Source organism: Paraburkholderia dinghuensis, from assembly GCF_003837865.1.
GTDB classification, from domain to species: domain Bacteria; phylum Pseudomonadota; class Gammaproteobacteria; order Burkholderiales; family Burkholderiaceae; genus Paraburkholderia; species Paraburkholderia dinghuensis.
In genome coordinates, this window is the sequence record NZ_RQIS01000011.1 from 74,461 (window position 1) to 96,473 (window position 22,013).

23 protein-coding genes are annotated in these 22,013 nt (G+C 64.9%); 13 read left to right on the forward strand and 10 right to left on the reverse strand.

The window, feature by feature from the left end; all coding sequences use genetic code 11:
* Window positions 1-36: 36 nt before the first annotated feature.
* Window positions 37-1,305: an MFS transporter gene (locus D1Y85_RS16110; protein ID WP_124152073.1), complete on the reverse strand. Its 1,269-nt coding sequence runs from the start codon at window positions 1,303-1,305 to the stop codon at window positions 37-39.
* Between the two features lie 387 nt (window positions 1,306-1,692).
* Between D1Y85_RS16110 and D1Y85_RS16115 the strand changes: the two genes are divergently transcribed.
* From D1Y85_RS16115 to D1Y85_RS16150, 8 genes are all read left to right on the forward strand, one after another.
* Window positions 1,693-2,430: an SDR family NAD(P)-dependent oxidoreductase gene (locus D1Y85_RS16115; protein WP_124152074.1), complete on the forward strand. Its 738-nt coding sequence runs from the start codon at window positions 1,693-1,695 to the stop codon at window positions 2,428-2,430.
* A 24-nt stretch (window positions 2,431-2,454) separates the two neighbouring features.
* A complete protein-coding gene (locus D1Y85_RS16120; protein WP_124152075.1) occupies window positions 2,455-3,744 on the forward strand; it encodes an acyl-CoA dehydrogenase family protein in 1,290 nt (429 codons plus the stop codon).
* The gene (locus D1Y85_RS16125) at window positions 3,741-4,793 is read left to right on the forward strand and encodes a phosphotransferase family protein (protein ID WP_124152076.1); all 1,053 of its coding nucleotides are present in this window, start codon (window positions 3,741-3,743) and stop codon (window positions 4,791-4,793) included. The genes D1Y85_RS16120 and D1Y85_RS16125 overlap by 4 nt, the downstream gene beginning before the upstream one ends.
* Window positions 4,794-4,864: 71 nt before the next feature.
* Entirely contained in the window at window positions 4,865-5,635 is a 771-nt protein-coding gene (locus tag D1Y85_RS16130; RefSeq protein ID WP_185219003.1) for an SDR family NAD(P)-dependent oxidoreductase, read from the forward strand.
* A 13-nt stretch (window positions 5,636-5,648) separates the two neighbouring features.
* On the forward strand, window positions 5,649-6,482 hold the full coding sequence (locus tag D1Y85_RS16135; protein ID WP_124152077.1) for an SDR family oxidoreductase: 834 nt from the start codon (window positions 5,649-5,651) through the stop codon (window positions 6,480-6,482).
* Between the two features lie 162 nt (window positions 6,483-6,644).
* Complete coding sequence (locus D1Y85_RS16140) at window positions 6,645-7,670, forward strand: amidohydrolase family protein (protein ID WP_124152078.1); 1,026 nt, start codon at window positions 6,645-6,647, stop codon at window positions 7,668-7,670.
* A gap of 57 nt (window positions 7,671-7,727) precedes the next feature.
* Window positions 7,728-8,672 (forward strand): Rieske 2Fe-2S domain-containing protein, encoded by a 945-nt coding sequence (locus D1Y85_RS16145; RefSeq protein WP_124152079.1) that lies wholly within the window; start codon window positions 7,728-7,730, stop codon window positions 8,670-8,672.
* 66 nt (window positions 8,673-8,738) lie between these two features.
* Window positions 8,739-9,809, forward strand: a complete 1,071-nt coding sequence (locus tag D1Y85_RS16150) for an oxygenase (RefSeq protein WP_124152080.1) — start codon at window positions 8,739-8,741, stop codon at window positions 9,807-9,809.
* A gap of 61 nt (window positions 9,810-9,870) precedes the next feature.
* Here the strand turns inward: D1Y85_RS16150 and D1Y85_RS16155 are convergent, their stop codons facing one another.
* The 5 genes from D1Y85_RS16155 to D1Y85_RS16175 all read right to left on the reverse strand — a co-directional run bounded on the left by D1Y85_RS16155 (window position 9,871) and on the right by D1Y85_RS16175 (window position 13,330).
* Window positions 9,871-10,761, reverse strand: a complete 891-nt coding sequence (locus D1Y85_RS16155) for an alpha/beta hydrolase (protein ID WP_185219004.1) — start codon at window positions 10,759-10,761, stop codon at window positions 9,871-9,873.
* 164 nt (window positions 10,762-10,925) lie between these two features.
* Entirely contained in the window at window positions 10,926-11,699 is a 774-nt protein-coding gene (locus tag D1Y85_RS16160; RefSeq protein WP_124152082.1) for a fumarylacetoacetate hydrolase family protein, read from the reverse strand.
* 10 nt (window positions 11,700-11,709) lie between these two features.
* Window positions 11,710-12,360, reverse strand: a complete 651-nt coding sequence (locus D1Y85_RS16165) for an RraA family protein (RefSeq protein WP_246024941.1) — start codon at window positions 12,358-12,360, stop codon at window positions 11,710-11,712.
* A 161-nt stretch (window positions 12,361-12,521) separates the two neighbouring features.
* Entirely contained in the window at window positions 12,522-12,860 is a 339-nt protein-coding gene (locus D1Y85_RS16170; RefSeq protein WP_124152083.1) for a c-type cytochrome, read from the reverse strand.
* Window positions 12,861-12,946: 86 nt separating this feature from the next.
* Window positions 12,947-13,330, reverse strand: a complete 384-nt coding sequence (locus D1Y85_RS16175) for a VOC family protein (RefSeq protein ID WP_124152084.1) — start codon at window positions 13,328-13,330, stop codon at window positions 12,947-12,949.
* 328 nt (window positions 13,331-13,658) lie between these two features.
* Between D1Y85_RS16175 and D1Y85_RS16180 the strand changes: the two genes are divergently transcribed.
* Entirely contained in the window at window positions 13,659-14,396 is a 738-nt protein-coding gene (locus D1Y85_RS16180) for a TetR/AcrR family transcriptional regulator (protein WP_246024942.1), read from the forward strand.
* 27 nt (window positions 14,397-14,423) lie between these two features.
* Here D1Y85_RS16180 and D1Y85_RS16185 read toward each other — a convergent pair whose 3' ends face one another.
* From D1Y85_RS16185 to D1Y85_RS16195, 3 genes are all read right to left on the reverse strand, one after another.
* Window positions 14,424-14,771 (reverse strand): nuclear transport factor 2 family protein, encoded by a 348-nt coding sequence (locus D1Y85_RS16185; protein WP_124152086.1) that lies wholly within the window; start codon window positions 14,769-14,771, stop codon window positions 14,424-14,426.
* Window positions 14,772-14,814: 43 nt separating this feature from the next.
* On the reverse strand, window positions 14,815-15,846 hold the full coding sequence (locus tag D1Y85_RS16190; protein ID WP_124152087.1) for a hypothetical protein: 1,032 nt from the start codon (window positions 15,844-15,846) through the stop codon (window positions 14,815-14,817).
* 88 nt (window positions 15,847-15,934) lie between these two features.
* Window positions 15,935-17,218 (reverse strand): cytochrome P450, encoded by a 1,284-nt coding sequence (locus D1Y85_RS16195; RefSeq protein ID WP_124152088.1) that lies wholly within the window; start codon window positions 17,216-17,218, stop codon window positions 15,935-15,937.
* Window positions 17,219-17,492: 274 nt separating this feature from the next.
* On the opposite strand from D1Y85_RS16195, the gene D1Y85_RS27310 reads away from it, so the two are divergent.
* The 3 genes from D1Y85_RS27310 (at window position 17,493) to D1Y85_RS16210 (ending at window position 19,852) form a co-directional block, all read left to right on the forward strand.
* A complete protein-coding gene (locus tag D1Y85_RS27310) occupies window positions 17,493-18,041 on the forward strand; it encodes a hypothetical protein (protein WP_221410316.1) in 549 nt (182 codons plus the stop codon).
* A 225-nt stretch (window positions 18,042-18,266) separates the two neighbouring features.
* On the forward strand, window positions 18,267-19,001 hold the full coding sequence (locus D1Y85_RS16205) for an SDR family oxidoreductase (protein WP_124152089.1): 735 nt from the start codon (window positions 18,267-18,269) through the stop codon (window positions 18,999-19,001).
* Window positions 19,002-19,108: 107 nt separating this feature from the next.
* On the forward strand, window positions 19,109-19,852 hold the full coding sequence (locus D1Y85_RS16210; RefSeq protein ID WP_124152090.1) for a TetR/AcrR family transcriptional regulator: 744 nt from the start codon (window positions 19,109-19,111) through the stop codon (window positions 19,850-19,852).
* On the opposite strand, the gene D1Y85_RS16215 is transcribed toward D1Y85_RS16210, so the two are convergent.
* Window positions 19,808-21,454 carry a phytoene desaturase family protein gene (locus tag D1Y85_RS16215; protein ID WP_124152091.1) on the reverse strand — a complete coding sequence of 549 codons (1,647 nt, stop codon included), beginning with the start codon at window positions 21,452-21,454 and terminating at the stop codon, window positions 19,808-19,810. The two genes, D1Y85_RS16210 and D1Y85_RS16215, sit on opposite strands and share 45 nt — an antisense overlap.
* 300 nt (window positions 21,455-21,754) lie before the next feature.
* Here D1Y85_RS16215 and D1Y85_RS16220 point away from each other — a divergent pair, with 300 nt between their 5' ends.
* Window positions 21,755-21,985 carry a ferredoxin gene (locus D1Y85_RS16220; protein WP_124152092.1) on the forward strand — a complete coding sequence of 77 codons (231 nt, stop codon included), beginning with the start codon at window positions 21,755-21,757 and terminating at the stop codon, window positions 21,983-21,985.
* The last annotated feature ends 28 nt before the right edge of the window (window positions 21,986-22,013 follow it).

Genomic DNA, 22,013 nt, shown 5'->3' on the forward strand with positions numbered 1-22,013 from the left:
GCTGTCCAGACGCTTCGGAGTCCGGACAGCCTGCGTTCAGGCCTGGTAAAGGACATCGAACTTCGGATAGCGGCCGAGCGGCAGCAGAATGAGCGCGCCAAGCAGGTATGCCGTGCCGCAAATCTCCAGCATCACCGCATACGAACCGGTCAGTACGTACAGGTAGCCGAAAAGCCAGGGAGACAGTGCGCCGGCGAGCGTGATCAGCGCAACGTGTACGCCGAAAAGCCGCCCGTAATCGCGCATGCCGAAGTAACGCGCGACCAGATAGGCCGCGATGTCGAACTCCGCACCCGCGCCGGCGCCGACCAGCAGCGTCGCTATCGCGAGCAGGCCCGTCTGCTCGGCGCCGGTGGTCGACAGCAGCAGGCAGCCGAGGGCGGGCATCGCGAGGGCGGTAGCCGCCACGGCGGGTGCCCACAAACGGTCGATCAGATAGCCCACGATCAGGCGGCCGCCGATCAGGGCAATGCCGAAGCTGCCGAAAATGTGGCTAGCGTCCGCCGCCGACAACCCCTTGTCCCGCAACAGGGGCACTGTGTTGCTGACCATCGGGACAGTGGCCGCCACCACCATCGACAGACCGGCATTCAGCGCCCAAAAGCGCCTCGATCGAACCGCTTCGCGAAAGACGAGCCCCGGACGCTGCGGCGCGCGCGTCATGCGCTGCGCGGCCGAAGTGCGTTCTTCTTCGGGCGTCTGCATCCACCGCGGCACGAGCGGCAACACGAGTACGACGGGCAGGATCGCAAGCAGGAGGAAAGCGGCTTGCCAGTTCCAGCGCCCGATCACCGACGTGACGGCAGACGGTATCAACATGGCCGACAAGCCGGTGCCTGAGAGCATCACGGCGAGCGCGAGGCCTCGATTGCGTTCGAACCAGAGATTGACCAGGTGCGTCCATGTGATATGCATCGTGCCCATCCCGGCGACGGGCAGCAACGCGCACATCAGATAAAGCCAGGCAATTGAGCGTCCCATCAAGGGCATCAGCGCGTACACGGCCGATAGCGCAAGCAGCGACACCATCGTCACCCGGCGCATGCCGTAGCGCGCATTGAGCCAGCCCACCAGCTGCGCACCGATCACCGCGCCGCCGAAGAGAAAGCTGATTGCCGGTTGCAGCTCGCCGCGGCTCCAGCCGAATGCGTCGTGCAATGGAATCACGAGTGAGCCGAACGCGTAGAGCATCGAAGCATTGGCCGCGACACCGAGACCGAGCATGGCCACCAGCACGTTGCGCCAGCCTGTGCGGAATTCGGTGAGTTCGAGTATGGCGCCACGCGATGAGTCGGGGAGGGACATCGACGGGTTCCTTGGAGGTTTGGCCTGCATGCCGCAACGAATTGCCCGGCTTGTGGGGCAATGGCCAAAGGATCGGAGGGGAATTTCAGATTCAGAAATTCATTCTATCGGCCGATTGTGAACAGTAACTCGGTAAATGCCCTGGCAAGCGGCCGTTCGTGTGCGGGACATCGTGCGATGAGTGAGCGCCGGTGTGCACTCGACAACAACGTGAGTAGGCAGGAGCCGCACTGTTTTTAGCTATTTCCCTTTGATGGCAGTTGACCGCCATTCGATCCGAATCTAGCATATGAACACATTACAGAAAAATGTATCAAATATCGCGCGTCCGCATGGTCATGCAATTGCGCCTGACCTGTCGCACGAGGCGCGACGGAGACAAACCGAATGAACGAACTGGACTTCTCGGGCAAGACGGTCCTGGTGGTCGGCGGATCGAGCGGTATCGGTAACGGCATTGCGCGTGCGTTTCTCGAGCGCGGCGCCACGGTCCATGTCTGGGGCACGCGCCGTAGCGCATCCGACTACGCGGACTCGCCCGATTCCAGCCTGACGGGCCTGCACTATGCCCAGGTTGACGTTTCCGACGCAGCCAATGTCGAACGCTGTGTGCTGCCGTTCGCCTCGCTCGACGTACTGGTCCAGGCGCAGGGCACCGTGCTCTACGACCGCCAGGAGTTCAAGGCGCCTGAGTTCAGGAAGGTGCTCGACGTTAACCTGACGAGTCTGATGGCGTGCGCGGATCGCTGCTTCGAGGCGCTGAAGGCGGCGCGCGGCGCGATGATCATCGTCAGTTCGGCCGCGGCGTTTCACTCGACGCGCGGCAATCCCGCCTATAACGCGTCGAAGACCGGTGCGTTTGGACTTACGCGCACGCTGGCGGAAGCCTGGGCGCGCGATGGCATTCGCGTGAACGGCATCGCGCCGGGCCTCGTCGACACGAAGCTCACGCGCGTAACCACTGCAGATCCGAAGCGTCTTGACGCGGCCTTGCGCCGTATCCCGCTCGGGCGTCTGGGCACGCCCGCCGACATGGCCGGTGGCGCGCTGTTTCTCGCCTCGCCGCTTTCGGCGTACATGCTGGGGCAAACCTTGCTGCTCGACGGCGGCATGTTGCTCGCCTGAGCCCGAACCTGACAAAGGAACCGTATGTCCTGGGACTTCGAAACCGACGCCGATTTTCAGGCCGAACTCGACTGGATCGACCAGTTCGTACGCGAGGAGGTCGAGCCGCTCGAACACGTGCTGGGCAGCCCGTGGAATATCCACGATCCGGCCTTCAAGGCGCTGGTCAAGCCTTTGCAGCAGCGGGTCAAGGAGCGCCGGCTGTGGGCCTGCCATCTTGGCCCCGAGTTGGGTGGCCCTGGCTACGGGCAGGTGAAACTCGCGCTCATGAACGAGATTCTGGGTCGCGCGCTATTCGCGCCGATCGTGTTCGGCTGCCAGGCGCCGGACTCGGGCAACGCGGAAGTTCTCGCGCATTACGGCACCAAGGCGCAGAAGGAGCGCTTCCTGAAACCGCTGCTGGCCGGCGACATCGTGTCCTGCTTCGCGATGACCGAGCCGCAGGGTGGTGCCGACCCCAAGGTGTTCACGACCCGAGCGGTGCGTGACGGTGACGCGTGGGTGATCAACGGACGCAAGTGGTTCGCGTCGAATGCGCGCTATGCGAACTTCTTCATCGTGATGGCGATCACCGATCCCGAAGTGTCGGCGTACAAGGGCATGTCGATGTTCATCGTGCCGGCAGGCACGCCCGGCTTGAGCATCATCCGCAACGTCGGCATGGCCGACGAGCCGGAGGCGACGCACGCGTACCTGGCGTTCGAAGATGTCCGCGTGCCGGACGACCAGATGCTCGGTGCGCCCGGCGAGGCGTTCGTCGTCGCGCAGGTGCGGCTCGGCGGCGGGCGGGTCCATCATGCCATGCGTACGATCGGACTCGCGCAGAAGGCGCTCGATGCGCTGTGCGAACGCGCGTTGTCGCGCCATACGCAGGGCGGCGCGCTCGCCGACAAGCAGATGGTGCAGGAGAAGATCGCCGACTCGTGGCTCGAACTCGAACAGTTTCGCCTGCTCGTGATGCGCACCGCGTGGCGCATTGACCGTTACCAGGACTATCAGAAAGTGCGCAAGGACATTGCCGCCGTGAAGGCCGCGATGCCCAGGGTGTTGCACGACATCGCCGCGCGTGCGCTGCACGTGCACGGGTCGATTGGAGCTTCGTCGGAGATGCCGTTCGCGGGAATGATCTCGCGTGCGTTTCAGATGGGGCTGGCCGATGGGCCGACCGAGGTTCACAAGGTGACGGTGGCGAAGCAGGTGTTGCGCGACTACGCGCCGTGCGAGCAGATGTTTCCCGCGTACCACCGGCCGACGGCCGCCGCCTCCGCGCACCGCAAATTCGCGGCGGTGCTGGGGGAGGGAGCGGCACGATGACGCGCGAGGCCTGGCAAAGCGCGGTGAATGTCGAGCGGCTCGTGCAGTGGATGGACGCGCAGCGGCTCGGGCATGGTCCGATTACCCGCGCACGGCTGCTGACCGGTGGAACCCAGAATATCCTTTTGCGTTTCACGCGCGGCGCGCGCGAGTTCGTGCTGCGCCGGCCGCCGTTGCACGCCAGGCCCGAGGTCTGCGCGACGATTGCGCGTGAGGCGCGCGTGCTGGCAGCGCTGGCCGGAACTGAGGTGCCGCATCCTGCACTCCATGCGTCCTGCACGGACGACGACGTGCTGGGCGCGCCGTTCTACCTGATGGCGCCGATCGACGGCTTCAACGCATCGGCCGCGGTCTTGCCCGAGCTGCACCGCGACCCGGCTATTCAGCGGCGAATGGGTCGCTCGATGGTCGATGCGCTGCTGCGACTAGGCGAAGTCGATCCACAAGCGGTAGGTCTCGGCGATTTCGGCAAACCACAAGGTTTTCTCGAACGCCAGGTTGCGCGCTGGCACGGCCAGCTCGAACACTATCGGGTTCACGCAGGCTGGCCGGGACCGTCATCGTTGCCCGGCGTAACCGAGGTTGCGCAATGGCTGGAAGCAAACCGGCCCGCACCGTCGCGCACAGGCATCCTGCACGGCGATTTCCATCTGGCGAACGTGATGTTCTGTACAGGGTCCGCCGAGCTGGCCGCGATCATCGACTGGGAGCTTGCGACGGTGGGTGACCCGCTACTCGATCTCGGCTGGCTGGTCGCGACGTGGCCGGACGCCAGCGGGCAGGGCGCCGGCACGATACGGGTGACGCCATGGCGCGGCTTCGCGTCAGCGAGTGAACTGGTCGAGTACTACCGCGAGCGCACCACGCGGGACCTGTCCGCAATCGACTGGTACGTGGTGCTCGCGCGGTTCAAGCTCGGCATCCTGCTTGAAGGCAGCTACGCGCGCGCTTGCGCGGGTCAGTCGCCCGTCGAACTCGGGCACCGGCACCACGCATCCGCTCTGCGATTGATCGGCGAGGCGAGAGAGCGGATCGCGCAGCTCGCGTGAGAGGCCGCTCGGGCAATGACGCGCAGGCTGTGCATACCAGCCGCAAACACGGCGAATACAAGGAGACAGGCGTGAATATCGAAGGCAAGCGCGTGATCGTGACAGGCTGCGCCAGCGGCATAGGCGCGAGCGCCGTCAAGGCGCTGGTGCGGGCCGGCGCGAACGTGGCCGCGCTCGATCTGGCCGACGAGGCAGGTCGGACCGTCGCCGCGGACGCTTCGGCGGCGGGCCCCGGGGTAGCGCACTACTTCAGTTGCGACGTCAGCCGGAGAGACCAGGTCGACGAGGTCTTCCGCGTGGCGGTCGCGCGCCTCGGCGGGCTGGATGCGCTCATCAACATCGCGGGTGTCGAGCGCAAGGCGCCGGCAGAAGCGATCACGCAGGACGAGTGGGACCTGATGTTCGACGTCAACGCACGCGGCACGCTGAACACGAATCAGGCGGCATTCGCCTGGCTGTGCGAGCACGGCGGGCGCATCGTCAACTTCGCCTCGGCGGCTGGCGTGATGGGCCTCCCGGGGCTTGCGCACTATTCGGCATCCAAGGCCGCGGTGCTGGGCTGGACGCGCACCGCCGCAAAGGAGTGGGGCAAATACGGCATCGCGGTCAACGCCATGGCGCCCGCGATGTGGACGCCGATGTACGAGAAATTCCGTGCGCGGCTCGACAGCGCGCAACTGGAAGCGCACGACGCCATGATGGCGCAGCAGGTTCCGCTAGGAGGCAGGCTCGGAGATCCGGACAAGTCGATGGCACCCGTGCTGGTGTTTCTCGTCAGCGATGGCGCGAACTTCATCACCGGACAGACGCTGGCCGTCGACGGCGGACTGATGATTCCGTGAACGAGGGGATCCGATGAGCGAACGTCTCAAGGGCCGCGTTGCGCTCGTGACCGGCGCGGCGAGCGGCATCGGCGCGGCCACCGCGCGTCTGATGGCGCAGGAAGGCGCCTTCGTCGTGCTCGCCGATGTGGACGAACAGGCCGGGCAGGCTCTGGCGCGCGAACTGCGCGACGCGACGTTCGTATACACGGACGTGAGTATCGAAGCGCAGGTGGCGGCTGCGGTTGAGGAGGCGCTGCGGCTGCATGGCCGGCTCGATTGCATGGTGAATAACGCGGGTTTCGTCGGTGCCTACGGGTCGATTCTCGAAACGAGCGCGGCCGCGTGGCATGCGACGCTGGGTGTGCTGCTCGATGGCGTGTTCTACGGGATCAAGCACGCGGCGCGCGCGATGGTCAAGCAGGGAAGCGGTTGCATCCTCTCGGTGGCAAGCACTGCGGGTGTGATCGGCGGGCTCGGTCCGCACGCCTACACGAGCGCCAAGCACGCCGTCATCGGGTTGACCCGTTCGGCGGCTTCGGAGCTTGCGCCGCGCGGCGTGCGCGTCAACGCAGTTGCGCCGGGCACGACCGTCACTGAAATGATGGTGAAGGGCCGCGGCAGCAGGGAAGCCGCAATCGACGCGGCGACCCGGGCTTCGCCGCTCGGCTCGCCGCTGATGCCGGAGGAGGTCGCCGCGGCGCTCGTGTACCTCGCAAGCGACGACGCGCGCCATGTGAACGCCCACACGCTGGTGGTCGATTCGGGCGTCACGGTGGCGGGTGCGTCAGGCAGCGCCGTATTTCATAACCAGCCTGCGGGCTTCATGGGCCGCATGCCGGGCGGCGCGAACGCCGACGCGGGCTGACGCGGCCCGGGGATGCGACGCGGCGCGCAGCACATCGTCGGCGCGAAGCCAGACAGGACAGGACAAGACAGCGCGGATATATGCCGCAAGCCGGATGGCGATCCGCGCTTCACGCGCCGTCAGCGGTCGCGCGTATTTTCACCCTACTCAGGAGAGTCACCCATGTTGATCGACGTTCACGCACACCTCTTCACCCCCGGCATGCTCAAGCGCCACGATTTCTGGGGGCCATTCATGAAGACGCGGGGGCTGACGGTCGGGCATTTTTCGCTCGGCACCACCCAGCCCGCGAAAGCCCGTGATGACGACGAAGCCGAAGCGAACCTGCTGGCACGGATGACGCACGCGGCACGCCGCAAGCTGATGGCCGAGCGCGGCGTCGACAAGCTCGTGCTCTCGACGCCGTCCCACGCATTCATGTACTGGGCCGGCGAGTTCGGCGACGAATACGCGAGCATCTGCAACGACGAATTGTCGGCATTCTGCGCGCAGGATCCGGAGCATTTCGCGTTCTGGGCGCACGCGAACCTGGCCAACCCGGCGCAGGCCGCGCGCGAGATCGAGCGCGCGGTCACGCAGCTGGGCGCGAAGGGCGTGTGTGTCGGCGGCGCGAATTTCAACGGTCTGGAGGCTTACAGCGAGGAGCTCTTCCCGGTGTGGGAAACGCTGTCGAAGCTCGATGCGCCGATCATGGTGCACGGCTTCAACCAGTCGATCTACTGGGGCGAGAAACACACCGACGACAAGTTCGAGACCACCTCGATTGTCGGCGACTGCGTCGACGAGACGCTGTTCTTCTGGAACCTGATCAACGGCGGCGCACTTGACACCTTTCCGAACCTGAAGACCTATATCACGCACGCGGGCGGCATGGCGATCTTTCAGCTCGGGCGTTTGAACGACCTGAACCGGGTGATGGCGCCGGACTCGCGCAACAAGCGTGGACTGATCGAATACCTGTCGAACTTCTATTTCGATCTCGACGTGCACGCGCCCGGTTTGCGGCGCGGCGTGGTCGACGTGGTCGGCGTCGACAACCTCGTCTATGGCACCAACTTCGGCGGCGCATACGAGCATGGAGACCTGACCGCGGGGCTGGGCCTCACCGACGACGAACGCGAGAAGATCCGCAGCGGCAACGCGCGCAAGCTGCTGAAGCTCGACGCGCACGAGCCGGTAGCGGCATGAAGGCATGAACGCAGGGAGCGCGAAACCGTTCACATCATGAGAATGAGGGAGACACGAATGGCGACCGGTAGCTGGTGGGCCGCAGCACTTTCGGAATCAGTCGATGCCAGCCGGCCGCTCGCGGTCGTCTGCAATGGCGAAGCACTCGTGCTGTTTCGCGACGCGTCGGGCGCAGCCTGCGCGCTGGAGGATCGCTGTCCGCACCGGCGCGTGCCGCTCTCGCTCGGCAAGGTCACGCAGAAGGGCCTGCAGTGTGGCTATCACGGCTGGACCTTCGACGGCAAGACAGGGGCTTGCACCGCCATTCCTAACCTGCGCGCCGACGAGCGGGTGCCGCCGCGCTACGGGGCGCGCAGCTATCGGGTTGCTGAGGCGGGCGGCTTCATGCATGTCTGGCTCGGCGACGGTGAGCCAGACGACGCCCCCTTGCCGGGCTTGGTCTACCACCCGCAGGGCGAAGAGCACACGGGGGCGTCGATCGTGAACGTCGCCGCGCACGAATATCAAGACGCCATGCTCGACGGGCCCGACTGTCTCGTGTCCTTAGACGGCGTCCGCATGACCGACTTCTTTCTCGGCGATGCGCGTACCGAGGACGGATGGCTGACGGTGGACCGCGGCGCGGTCTGGAAAACGCGCATGTTGCCGCCTGCGTTCGTGACCGATCATCCGCTGATAGTTCGGACCTCCGTGTCGCTCGCGGGCGGCGCCGCGCTCGTCGCTCTGCTCGATGCCGACGAGACGCCACTTGTCACCGTGTTCGTTGCGAGCAGTGCGAACCGGCGCGGAACGACGAGCCTCTGCTGGCGTGGTTTCTGGCACGACGCTCGCGTGGCCGGCGCGCCGCTGCGCTGGCAGATTGCACGCGCGACGGGGCGCTCGCCGTTCAGGGTTCGCGAGCAGATCGATGGCGCAGCGCTGGCTGCGCTGCTCGTTGCGCCATCGCGTGATCTGGCCGCCGCGCGCGCCGAAGCACGCGCGCCGATTGCTTCCATCGCGTGAACGCGCGGTATGGCGTTGCCGGCCGCAAGCGGAGCAAACGCGCACCAATCGACAAGGAGGAACACCATGAACACAGCGGTCGATAGCAGCGATTCGGCCCCCGCCCCGAATGCCGACGCACAGGGTGGCGCCGCGCCGCGCAAGGCCGGCCGGCGTGACTGGATACCCGTCAACTACGATCTGCGCGACACGTGGTTTCCGGTGTCGCACAGCCGCGACGTGACGCAGCGCCCGATTCGCCGCATTATTCATTCGCAGCCGTATTACCTGTGGCGCGACGACGGAAAGCCGGTCGCATCTGAGTTTCGCCCGGACGCGCCGCAGTCGGCGCGTGCCCGCACGAGCGCATTCACCGGCGGATCAGGGTTCTATCCGGTGGTCGAACGCTACGGTTACGTCTGGGCGTGGTACGGCAATCCCGACCACGTGGACGTCTTGCTTCTGCCGCACATTCCGTTTCTACCGCTCGACGGCAGTCTGCCCGGCTATACGCAGCGCACAGTGCGCTTCGACGCGACGTCGGCGCTCTCGGTCGAGAACCTGCTCGATCTCACGCACGCCGATTTTCTGCATGCCGGCACGATCGGCGACGGGATTTCCGAATCCGATGTCGTCGAAGTGGAGTGGAATTCGGAGACGCTGACGCGTACGCGCATCGTCACGCAGAAGTCGGTTGCGCCGATCATGCGCTGGGTTGGCGGAGTGCGCGCGAAGTATCAGGACTTTCGCGCCGTGCTGCACGTGCACCTGCGCAGCAACGTCTGCATTTCGTACCCGCGTTTCCGGCCCGGCTACGACGTGCCGAACCTGCAGCCGTTCCTGCCGGTGGGCCGGCATCGATCGCGCTGCGACGTCACGTTCAACACGACGGCGGCGCCGGTTCCGCTGCGCTACGTGATGCCGCGCATCGCGTTCGTGATCCAGCCACAGGACAATTCGGTCGTGCGGCCCCAGAACGAACGCTATTTCGATCCCGACGAGCGCCCGGACCTGCACTCGCGTTTCGACACGCCGGGCACGCGTTACCGGTTTCAGATGGAGTCGCTGGCGCAGCGCCAGCAGCGGGGCGACTTCTCGTACGGATCCGATGCCGACCCGGGCAGGGACATCAGCGGGCTGCTCGGCATGAACGGCTGAGCGTCGCGCGGTTTGTGCGCGCAGGTGCATGAATCAGGGGGGCAGCAACGGCTGCAGCGGATCACATGCGGCCATCGTGACGCGCTGTATAGGCGGGCGGTGAGGCCGAATGGACGAACTGCCGCGCAAGATCGAAGAACGCGTGGCACGGGTCGGCGAACGCCTGCACGACGTCGAAGTGGTCGCAGTCCTCGACCGTGTAGCCCCGCATCGAGCGCGACGCCGCACCGAATGCGGTTTCATAGGCGCGTGCCTGCTGATGAAACGCCGCCGTTTCCGTGCCACCTACGGCGATCAGTTGCGGTGCGTCGCTTGCCGGGGGATGAGCGAGTGCGCTGGCCGCGCGTGCCTCGCCGCGGTTCATGCGGAGCCCGTCGTTGATCGATGTCTCGCACAGCGGCTCCAGGTCGAACATCGCGGAGATCAGGATCGCGCCATCCATGAGCCGCGGCGGCAGGTCCTCGCCCACGGCGGGCCAATGCGTGGCCATCATCCTCGCAGCGATGTGGCCGCCCGCCGAGTGCCCGCTCACGATCCACCGTGTGCGCGCGCATCCCAGCGCATCCGCGTGCCGCCAGAGCCAGGCAAGCGCGCGCTGGGCCTGGGCGACTATGTCGGCGATGCGGACAGCCGGGCACAGCGTGTAGTTGACGATCGCAACCGAGATGCCTGCCGCGACGAATGGCTCGGCAACGAAGCTGTACACGGACTTGTCGCCGCGCTGCCAGTAGCCGCCGTGAAAGAACACCAGCAACGGTGCATCGGCTGTGGCGGCGGGAAAGTAGTCGAGCCGGTCGCGCTCGCCGTCGCCGTACGCGAGATCGAGGGAGCCGCCGCACGCACGTCGGAACCGCGCCGAGCGTGCGAACCAGTCTTGCAGCATGCCGGCTTCGAAGTCAGGACGTAGTGCGCGCAGGTTGTACTGCGCTTCGAGATCGGGCGAGATGGGCATTGACGGGTGAACAGGAAGGGGATGAGCAGCCATCGCGTGGGTGACGCAGCGGGTCTTGGGTCAAAGCGGTGCGGCCCCGTTTCCGTCGATGTGGTGTACGTATCGTTTTATGATTCAGGACTCCTGCGGATGGAGCTTGCGCCTCGATTGCCGTGCAGCAGGGCTCAGGCGGATTCGTCAACGACAGGATTGCGCAGCGTGCCGATCCCGTCGATCGTGATTTCGCACACGTCTCCAGATAGAAGGGGGCCGACTCCGGAGGGCGTGCCGGTCAGGATGACGTCGCCGGGCAGCAGTGTCACCGCCTGGCTCAGGTACGACACGATATAAGGCACGGTAAACAGCAGGTCGGATGTGTTGCCGTCCTGTCTGGGCGAGCCGTTTACGCTCGCTCGCACGCGCAGGTTGCCGGCGTCGAGCCCCGTGGCGATGACCGGGCCGAGGGGGCAGAACGTGTCGAACGCCTTGCCGACAAGCAGGCAGCCGTAGCCCATTTCGCGGTTCTGGATCACGCGTTCGCTGACATCGTTCGCACAGGTATAGCCGAACACGTGGTCAAGTGCGCGCTCGACGCCGATACGGCGCCCGCGGCGTCCGATCACAATCGCCAGTTCCGCCTCGTGATGGACGATCTGTGCCTCGCGCGGTCGGACGATCGTTTCGCCGGGGCCGATGGCGGCTGTCGTCGGCATCATGAAGAACTGCGGAATTTCGGGCGTTTTCGCGCCCGCTTCGGCAATGTGGCCGACATAGTTCATGCCGACGGCGAAGAGCCGCGGCGCGGGCAGCGGACACAGCAACTGCACGTCGGCCAGCACATCGCGCGGGCCAGCGGGCGTGAGCGATTCGAATGGCGAGCCTCTCAGGCGCTGCAACGTTTCTCCTTCGAGCACGCCGTAGTGAACGGTGTCGTTCAGGCGATAGCGGGCGATTTTCATCGGTGATGCCTCACAGCTTGCCGAACTCGAGAAACGCGTCGTACGGATCGCGGCCGCCGCGGATTGCGGTACGCATGCGTGAGTCGGTGCTCATTGTCTTGACGGTCTCGGTGATGACGAACTCGGCGTGCTCGCCCTCGATCAGCAATGTGCCATCGCGGTCGCCGAGCACGTAGTCGCCGGGCGAGACCGTCACGCCGCCGATGACCACGGGAACGTTCGTCGCCTCCAGCCGCCAGCTGCCGACGATGTCGATCGGGCTTGTGTAGCGGGCGAATACCGGAAAACCGATCGATTCGATTTCGTCGGCGTCGCGCGAGCCGCCGTCGATGTAGTAGCCGCGGATGCCGCGCTGCTTCAACGCTTCGGCTGCGAGATCGCCCATGGCCGAGCGCGAATGATCGTGCGGCTGGCACACCACGACGTGATCGGCTGGTGCGCCTGACAGCACGCGTGAGATGAACAGTTCGAGCGATTCCGCCACGCTGACGGCCGGATCAGCACGCCCGGTGATGGTGAACACCGGGCCGGCGAGCTTCATTGTGGGCGAGAGCCCGCGAATTTCGCGTGGCAGTTCGTGCACCGGCAAGCCGTGGATGCGCAGCACGTCGAAGAGGCCAGGTGTGTTGCAGGTGGCCAGTTGATCGGCGAGTGAAATCATGGTCGAGTTTTCGTTGCCAGACAGGGCGATTGCAGGCGAGGGCGAGGGCGGCGCCTGCAATGAAGCGCCTCCCGCCCCCCGCATAAGGGTCAAGCCATTCCGGACTCGCCAGAGCACGCCGTCGCGCCCGCGGGCTTGCAGCGTCGCGTACCCGTGGGTGGCTAACGCTGGCTGAGAACGTAGTCGATCAGTTCTTTGGCCTCCGCTTCGTTCACTGGAACACGAGCGGAATCCGGTGGCATCTTGACGTCACCCCAGTGGTAGGGGACGGGTCCGCTGCCCGTGCCTGTCTTGACGATCCGGATCAACATCGGCCGGGCATTCTTCAGCCCCGCGAAGCGTTGCGCAATGTCGTGGAACGACGGTCCCACGCCTACACCATCAACACTGTGGCAGGCTGTACATCCTTTCGCTTTGGCGAGTTGTTCCCCGGTCTGTGCAAAAGCTGCACATGAAAAAACGACAGAAAAAATCAACGCGCTTGCACTTCGTACCTTCATTTCCGTCTCCGTGAGATAGGGTTTTTTGCAAGCTGCAGCGTACGCCTGAGCGCCGCGAACATCTGCGCGGGCGGCGCGTCTTGCCTTTACTCCGGCGTCCTACACGACGCGACGATCTTGTGCCCGTCCAGATCGCGGATGTAGGCGGCATACGCGTTGGGCGCAAACGGGCGCGGTCCCGGCGGCCCTTCGCAGACGGCGCCGAGTTCGAGCGCACGACGATGAAATTCCCGCACCGCTTCCCGGTCCGGCGCGGCGAGGCCCACGGTCAGCCCGTTGGCCGCCGTGGCCGGCTCTCCATTGCGCGGGTACAGGACCATCAGTTGCGGGGCCTCCTTGCCCCAGCCGCACACTTTCCCCTCTATCGAGAATAGCGACTTGAGGTTTAGCGGTTCGAGAACCCTGTCGTAGAACGCCTTCGCGCGATCGAGATCGCATGTGCCCAACGTGAAATGCGTAAAGATACTCATGGTTGCTCCGTGTGATCCAGTTGCTCCAACGTTTTTAGACAAAAATGCGAATAGTGTCAATTATGATCGGACCTGGGGTTGGGTGGGCCGATTCGGTTTTCGATGGCGTTCGTGCCATTACAATATGGGCTCGTACGCTGGCTTGACGGGGCAGCGTGCGCGGCAACCGGTACGATGGCGCCGGCCTGGACTCCGCAGTCCGGGCTTCGATGCTGCCGGCTGCATTTTCTTTCTGATTTGCGGCAATTCCGCACACTTTTGGAAGATTCATTGAACTATGGCTAAAGCGATGGCGTCCTCGAAAACCCGCACCCGAAAGGCAGAGGCTGTGCAGCCTTCGAAGCCGCGCGCGGCTGTCGGCAAGCGGCCGAAGGCGGTTGCGGAGGCGGTAGTCGAGGCGCCGAAGGCAAGGCGCCGACGCGCCCCGGAGCCCGCCGTCGCGGAATCCCCGGTTGCAGCGTCCGCGCCGCGCCGTCGGCGCAGCAACCGGCGCTCCGAGCAGACCATCGACAACATCTTCGCGGCGACCCAGCAGGTGGTACTGGCATCCGGCGCCGACCGCGTCTTCATTCTTGATGTCTGCGAGACAGCGGGTGTTTCGCGCGGCACTTTCTACCGCTACTTCAGCTCGCAGGAGGAGCTGCTCGAGGCCTACTCGCGCTATTCGCGCGAACGCTTTCACCGGACGCTAAGCGAGTTGCTCGCAAATGAGGTCGATCCCAACGAGCGGCTCACGCGGCTTATCCGGTATCTGCAGGACTTCCTCGACTCCGGGACCGCGCAGCGCATGCTGGTCGTCGCACCCGAGTTCGCGCTGCGCTTTCTCAAACGCATCTTCCACGACTCGGTGGTGCGCTTTCAGGATCTCCTCGCCCCGGTGTTCGACGCATGGGACGAGGAGCTCGGCGTCAAGCTGGACCGGGAGCTGATCTGCGACCTGCTGATCCGCCTCGTCATGAGCGAGCTGCTCGTCAGCGGCGGATCGGAAGGCAGCGCGATGCCGCGCCGCATCGGCCGGCTGGTCGATGCGCTGCGCTTTGGCGGCGTCACACGGGCCCGGCGCTAGCCGGCGCAACCGGGCGCGGCGAAGGCGCTATTGCTTGACGAAGTAGCGCACGTACAACTGGCCCGCATCGAAGCGATAAAGTTCGATGGTTTCGATCGCGCGCCCGGTGCCGATGATCACGTTGCGGACGTAGCAGGCCGCTTCGTTTCCGTTCACGATCTTCGCGACCGGTTCGACGCGAATCTTGTCGCGCTGCTGGTCCCACATGTGGTCGAGCACGACCCAGCCGTCCTGAGGCGGACGCCCGACGTATTCGATTGTGAGACCGTCGGGCGCGGCGCGCCGGTAGTCGTCCAGGAACGCCTGTTTGTCGCCTGTGTTCCAGTGGTCGGTCTGTGCAAGCAGGAACGCTTCGATGTGTCCGGTATTCGCCATGGTTTGCTTCCTTCGATAAGCCGCGCGCGGGTGTCGCGCCGCGTCAGGATTGAATGCCGCGCACGTTGCGAGCGGTGCCGTTCCGGCGATCCGATTCGCCCCAGCCCAACCAGCGATCCGCTTCGCGCGTGTCGCCGACGCGCCGCCAGCGGCCTTCCTGCTGCGCGGTAATCGGAAAACCGCCGACAAAGTCGATCATTTCGCCTTTCGGACACGGCAGAAACTCCCACTCCTCAGTGCCGTCCAGCACGATCCGCGCACTTTCGACGAAATAGCTGCCGTCCTTGTGCTTCACGCTGCCTTCGATGTCGGTGGTGGTGCGAATTTCACCCTTGTCGTTCTGGAAGATCGCATAACCCAGATGGTCATGGCCGACCATGAACGAGCCCACGTCCCAACTGCCGTCCTTGTAGACCGTTGCGAACGACCACCAGATCACGTGCATCTGGTTGTTGACCACAAGGTCCTTGCTGAAGTGGATTGCGCCGCCCTCAGCCATGTACGCCTGGTCGAAGCACATGAGCCCCTTCACGCGCCGGCCGTCGCAGATGCCCGCGATGTCGTAGATCTGCGAGACGTAGAACGTACCCCAGTCGACTCCGGGCAGATACCATTGCATGCCCTGGCCGAGCAGCGGGCCGCCCAGCTCGAAGAGCCCCTCCTCGGTCCAGCTAAGCCGCTCGCCCGATGCGCTCAGGTGCCAGGCCGCGCCAGGCTCGTCTTCCAGACTCGACCAGCATGCCGTGTCACCTTCCAGCCAGCGGCGCGGGAACAGCGTCGTCGCGCGCGGCTCAATGCGCGATTTGTCGATACGCAGGTGCTGGCCGTCCACGCGGGTGGAGAGATACACGAAGCGCGTCGGGTTCGGCGTGCTGCCTGGCTCGTTGACGGCGCGCACGAACGCGTACATCTCGCCGTCCTCGTCGCGCACGCAGCCAAACGGCATGCCCTTGGTGAGCTGCAGCCCGTAAAAGCCGCGCAGATCGTGCATTGCGCGGCCGCTGACCTTGTGTGGCGCGACGAGGGTCTGGTAACGAAAGTCGCCTCGCTCTGGAATGGTTTTGAAGTATTTCATGGCTCTATGGGCATGCAGGCGGATGAAAGAGTGGGCGCGCGAGCGTTGAGAACGAGCGCGCACCGGAAAATGGCGGGCGCGTCGTAGCCTAATCCCAGATCACCGGCACGGATTTCGCGCCGCGAAGCTGCGCTCCAGCGATCTTCGGCGCCGGCTTCGCGGGATCGAGCCGGACGTTCGGGAACAGGTCGAGGATTGCATTTACCGCGCATTGCAGTTCGATCTTCGCCACGAACTGGCCGATGCACATGTGCGCGCCGAACCCGAAACCGAACGAGGGCTTTGGCCTGCGGTCGATGTCGAACGTATCGGCATTCTCGAAGACGTCTTCATCCCGGTTCGCCGACATCACCATGCATTGCACCAGCCCGCCTTTGGGCACCTTGACGCCGCCAATCTCGATGTCGCGCGCCGCCTGGCGTACCTTGAAGGTTGCAACGGGCTCATAGCGTACGGCTTCGTCGATCAGGCGGGGGATCAGGCTGCGGTCGTTGCGCACGCGCTCGACGAGTGCCGGGCGCTCGAGCAGCAACGTAATCACCGAACTGAACGTGCGGGTCGTGGTTTCGCCGGCGGCCGGCAGCAGCGAACGCACGAAGGTCGTCACTTCGTGATCGTCGAGCTTGTGGCCCTCGTATTCGGCGCGCATCAGGCGGCTGATCAGGTCATCGCCCTCAGCGCCGGCTGCGCGGCGCTGCACAACCACTTCCATTACCGCGTCATAGAGGTTCTTGACCGCCGCAGCCGCAATGGGGCCGAAGATCCGGATCTTCTCCGGATCGATCTGGTTGCCCGCTACCATCGCCAGCGCCCAGGTCGCGTACTGGTTGAACTTTGCTGTGTCGTCGGTTGGAAAGCCCATCAGCGCGTACATTTCGCGGATCGGGAAATACAGGCCGAAGTCCATCAGGTCGGCCTGCTTCTTCGGCACGAGCGGCGCGAGGAAGTCTTCGCGGATCACGCGATCGAGCTCGGGACGCCAGCGGTTCACGGTTTCCGGCATGAACACCGGCTGCAGCAGACCGCGCGCGCGACGGTGCGCGTCGCCGTCCATCGCCAGGATGATCAGTCCGTCGAAGAATGCGCCGAAGCCCTCGGCGATGAAGCCGTTTGTGAAGGTCGTGGCATCGCGCATCACCGCTAGCACGTCCTGATACTTGAAGAGCGTCACCTCGCACTTCGCAGCCTTGGCGCCCGCATTGGTGGGGATACCCAGATGTGTCGCGACGAAATCCCCCTTCATGACCGGATTCTTGTGGCGCATTTCACGGCACAGTGCCTGCAGGTCGATGTCCGGGCCGCGATAGGTATCAGAGACGGCGTGGTACGCCGCCTCGAGGTCCTGCATGGGGTTCTCGAGGGTGGTGCTCATGTGTCTCCTTTGTCGGCCCGTGTCGGGCCTCGTTTAGGCCCTGCGAGATGGGCGATATGGCAGGGCACGTCGAATGGTGTACGCCGTGCAGCTTAACGGCGTCGGATGTCGCTGTCCGCCGCGTTCGTTTGACGCCACGTCAAATGAGGGGGCATTGCCTGACCAGGGGGATGGCATGAAGGTAGACATATTCTTTATAAGTGTGTATTTTTGACCGACCGTGAACCGGGCGACCGCCCGGCAGACGCAATGTCGAATCAATGTCGAATACGCGATGGAATCAGCCGTCTCAGATCTCTACACGGTGGCGGGCGACGAGCATCTGGTCCGCCACCCGCGGATGCCGTCGTCGCGACTCTCAGTGGACGCGCATATCTGCACGCCGCGCTTCGAGGTCAACGTGCGCACGCTCCGGCTGAACGATCCGCTCGACGCGTATTTCCGTCCCTTGGATGGATATCTCGACATGTCACTGGACGAGTACTCGCACGGGCGCTACGGCGCATTTCGCGGCGAAACCGGCCACACCGGCTTCGCGCCGCTCGGCTCAAGCGTGTTCGTGCCGGCGGGACAGACCTTTCACGTGCGCGGTGCGCCCATGCGGCGGCGCGCCGTCTGCTGCATGTTCGCGGATGAATGCACGGTGTGCGGCGGCCGCGGCAGCGAGCGTGCCGTGATCGTATCGCGGGACCCACGCCGGTCAGCTTCTCTCGCGTCCTCGGCTGTCGGGTCGGCAATCTCATGCCGGTCGACGATCTCGCGACCTCGGTGCGCTCGGTCAATGCGTATACGCAGACCATCGGCATTTTTCCCGAGACGCTGATGGCCGCGTTGCGTGACCAGTTGGCGTGGCAAGGCGCGCAGCGTCTAGTGTCGCTCGGTGTGGCCGGCAACGCTGCAGCACAACCTCGACGGGCAGGACGCCATCGAACCGCTGCGCTGAATGGTGAAGTGGGGCACCGAGGAGGCTGCAGACCCTGTACTGATCGAGTCGCTTGCGGGCTGAGCGGCCCGCAAGCTTTTCCACTTATCGAAGGTAGCCAGGCATATGAATCCGATTGAAGAGAAGGTTGTCATGATCACGGGCGCGAGCAGCGGCATCGGCGAAGCAACGGCGCGCCGGCTCGCGCAGCATGGCGCGAAGCTCGTGCTTGCGGCGCGAAGGGCTGAGCGCCTCAGTCAGCTGGCCGGACAGCTCGGTGGCTCCGACCAGGTCATCTGGGCCGCTACCGACGTGACGAAGCCCGAGGCGCTCCAGCAGCTCGCGGCGACGGCGCGCGAGCGTTTCGGCCACATCGACGTGCTCGTCAACAACGCGGGCATCATGCCGGTTTCGCTGATTGCGCAAGGCTGCGTCGACGACTGGAACCGCATGATCGACGTGAACATCAAGGGCGTGCTGTACGGCATCCATGCGGTGCTGGGCGCCATGCTGGAACGGGGCGCCGGTCATGTCATCAACATTTCGTCGGTGGCCGGCCTGAGCGTTGGACCGGGCGGCGCGGTCTATTCGGCGACGAAGTTCGCCGTGCGCGCGATCAGCGAGGGGCTGCGGCAGGAATGCGCGGGCAAGGTACGCGTCACCTCGATCTGTCCTGGACTCGTGGCAAGCGAGCTGCCGGGCAGTATCACGGTGCCCGCGTTCCGCGAGCGCGCGCAGAAGCTCTTCGAAGGGGCGATGCCTGCCGACGCGATCGCCGATGCCATCGTCTACGCGATCACCCAGCCGGAGCAGGTCGCGGTGAACGAAATCATCGTGCGGCCGCTGACGCAGAGCTTCTGAACATCGGTCCGCACAGCGGCGAACGCGTGCACCGGATGGGTGATCGACACTACAATGCGAGAGTCGATGCGGTTACCCACCGATTGCAGTTGTCCTCCTGTTCGCCAATGTCCTCGCCGCCAGCCGATACCGCATCGCTCAATTCGCCCTCCCGCAAGCGGGCGACAATCGCCCGCCTGCTCAAGGAAGCGCGCCGCGCGTTCTCGGCGCACGGCCTCGCAGGCGCGCGCATCGACGATATCGCGCGCGCCGCGGGCGTCACCAAGCAACTGGTCTACCACTATTTCACCAGCAAGGAGGCGCTGTTCGCGAGTGTGCTCGACGAATCGGCGCAAGACGTGCTGGCGGATCTGCTGGCGCTCGAACTCGACCATCTGCCTCCGTTAGAGGGACTGCGGGTGCTGCTGCGGCACGGCTTCGACCAGTATCGGCGCGATCCGACATTGGGCTCGCTGGCGCAGGAGAGCTTGCGCTTTCACGAGCATCAGGCCGGCGCTACACCGCGCAATCGCTTTGTCGATCTGGCGCCCGCGCTGGTTGCGCAGATGGAGCGCATCCTGTTGCGTGGTGTCGCGAGCGGCGACTTTCGTCCCGGCGTCGACGCACGGATGTTCTATGCGGCCGCGGCGCTGCTGACGACCGGCGGGTTCACCAATCACTATACGGTGTCGGCGGTGGCGGGCTTCGATACGACGTCGGCGGACGGCGCGGTGGCGTGGCGCGAATATTCGATCGATTTCGTGCTGTCCACGATACTCGCGCACGAGCGGCCGCCGCTGACGCGGCCGCGCGCGCCGTCTTCGCGCTCAGCCGATGCCCCACGCGCCGAGGACGGCGGCTACGAGACCTAGCGCTCGCATGCTGCGGCGCTCGCTTTGCCCCAGCCATCGCTGTACCCGGTGTGCTGCGATGCGGCCCGGCATGCCGTTCACGCCGCCGCCGGGATGGATGCCTGCACCACCGAAGTAAAGCCCCGGCACCGGCAGTGTCGCGCCGCCCAGACCATAGGCGGGCCTGAGTTTGTTCGAGCGCATCGTGGTGGTGTCGATATGCACCACGCAGCCATTGACCGTGTTCAGCCGCCGTGTGAAATCCGGCGCCGCCTCCATCCGGCGTGCGATTTCGAATTCCTTCAGCCCGTCGACATATTCGCTTGCCTGGTCGATCACCTGCTGCGCAACCCGCTCGCGGATGGCGTCCCAGCCCTCGCGCGGATTCGCGGGCATGGCGGGCGGATAGATGTAGACCGTGTCCTGCCCGGCGGGGGCCTGCGAGGGATCGACCGCGCTGGGTGCCGCGATCGTCAGGTAGGGCAGCGTCGGCACTTCGCCGCGGGCTGCCGCACGGAAATTCTCCAGTACCGCCTCGGCCGTGCCGATCAGCAGGCAGGTTTTGCGCAGGTCGACGCCGTCGCCGCGCTTCGCCTCGAAGCGCGCGAGCGAAATCTGCCCACGCAGCGCCATGTCGAGCTTCAACGGGGAGGCGCCGTGGGCGTTAGCCGGTGCATGACGGATGCGGGTCAGCAGGCGCTGGTCGATGCGCCCCGGCGTCACCAGTTCCAGAGCGACCTGCGGGTGGCAGCTCGCGATGACGGCGCGCGCGTCGAAGGTGCGGCCGTCGGTGAGGCGCACGCCGCGCACCGCCTGCCCATCGGCGACGATTTCCTCGACGCGGGCGGACGTCAACACTTCGCCTCCCAGTTCGCGCAGGCGCGCGGCCATCGCATTTGAGAGCGTCTGCATGCCACCGACCACCCGGCCAACACCGAAGCGATGCAAAAATCCAAGTAGTGCGTAATAAATGCCGCTGCCGTCCGCAGTGATCGGCCCGGCAAGTCCCGTCAGGGAGCACATTGCCGAGATCGTAACGGGATGTTCGAAGTGCTCGAGCGCGGCCTGATAAGCCGACCCGGTCAGCAACGCCATCAGCTCCGGCTTGAGCTTTCGGTTGCGTAACGCAGCGCGCAACGCCTCAAAGCGCGCGCCCAGATTGCCCTCTGCCGGATCGACGCGCATCATCGGCACGGCCAGGTCGAGGAAGGCAAAAACGACTTTGATGAACGCAAGGAAGGATTCCGCGTCCTTCGGGCTGTAACGGCGAATCTCCTGCGCAGTCTGCTCTGGATCACGCCAGAACACCAGCGACGTGCCGTCCGGGTGCAGGTAGACATAGCCGGGCGTCAACTCCACCTGCCGAAAGCCGTGCCGCTCCAGCTCGAGTTCGCGCGGAACGCGCGGATGGACGCGCATTGACATCATGTCTAGCGCGCACGGATGAATGAGGTGTTCGGGCGCCTCGGGTAGCAGATAGCCAGAGGAGGCCATGCCGCCCACCTTCTCCAGCGCTTCGAGCACGAGTACCTTTTTGCCGGCTGCCGCCAGATAGCAACCAGCGGACAGGCCGTTGTGGCCGCCGCCGACGATCACGACATCATGGGTCTGACTGATTGACATCTGTCTCCGTCCTTATTGTTGTCGGGGCCGCGCGGACTTGGTGGCCACGCGGCCGTATGATCAGATCCTGCGCGAACAAGTGGATCATATATGTGGCAACTGTTCAATGTAATGCGCTGACCAGGAGTAAAACGAATGCGGAAAATCCATTCAGAGGCCGACCCATATCGAAGACGCGTGGCCACTGCCGCACGCAGGGCGCCAGGGACAACCCGAATGCTAAACTCAACACTTATATTGAATCTGTGCATATAATTTCCTCGCTAATGTCGGCACAGCCGGCGATCAACGGGAGGAGACATGGATTCGGAAATCAAGGGGACGGCCGTGCTGCACGTGCGAGCCGATCGCAGCCGCTGCTGCGGCTACGGGCTGTGCGCGCAACTGTGTCCACAGGTCTACAAGCTCGACGAAAACGGAATCGTCTACCTCGAGTCCGACACCGTGCCGCCGGAACTCGAAAGCGAAGCGCGGGAGGGCGCCGCGGCTTGTCCGGCTGAGGCGCTCACGGTCGAAGCGGCCGGCGCATAACCGTGCCGGTCTGAGAGGCGGAGGTGGC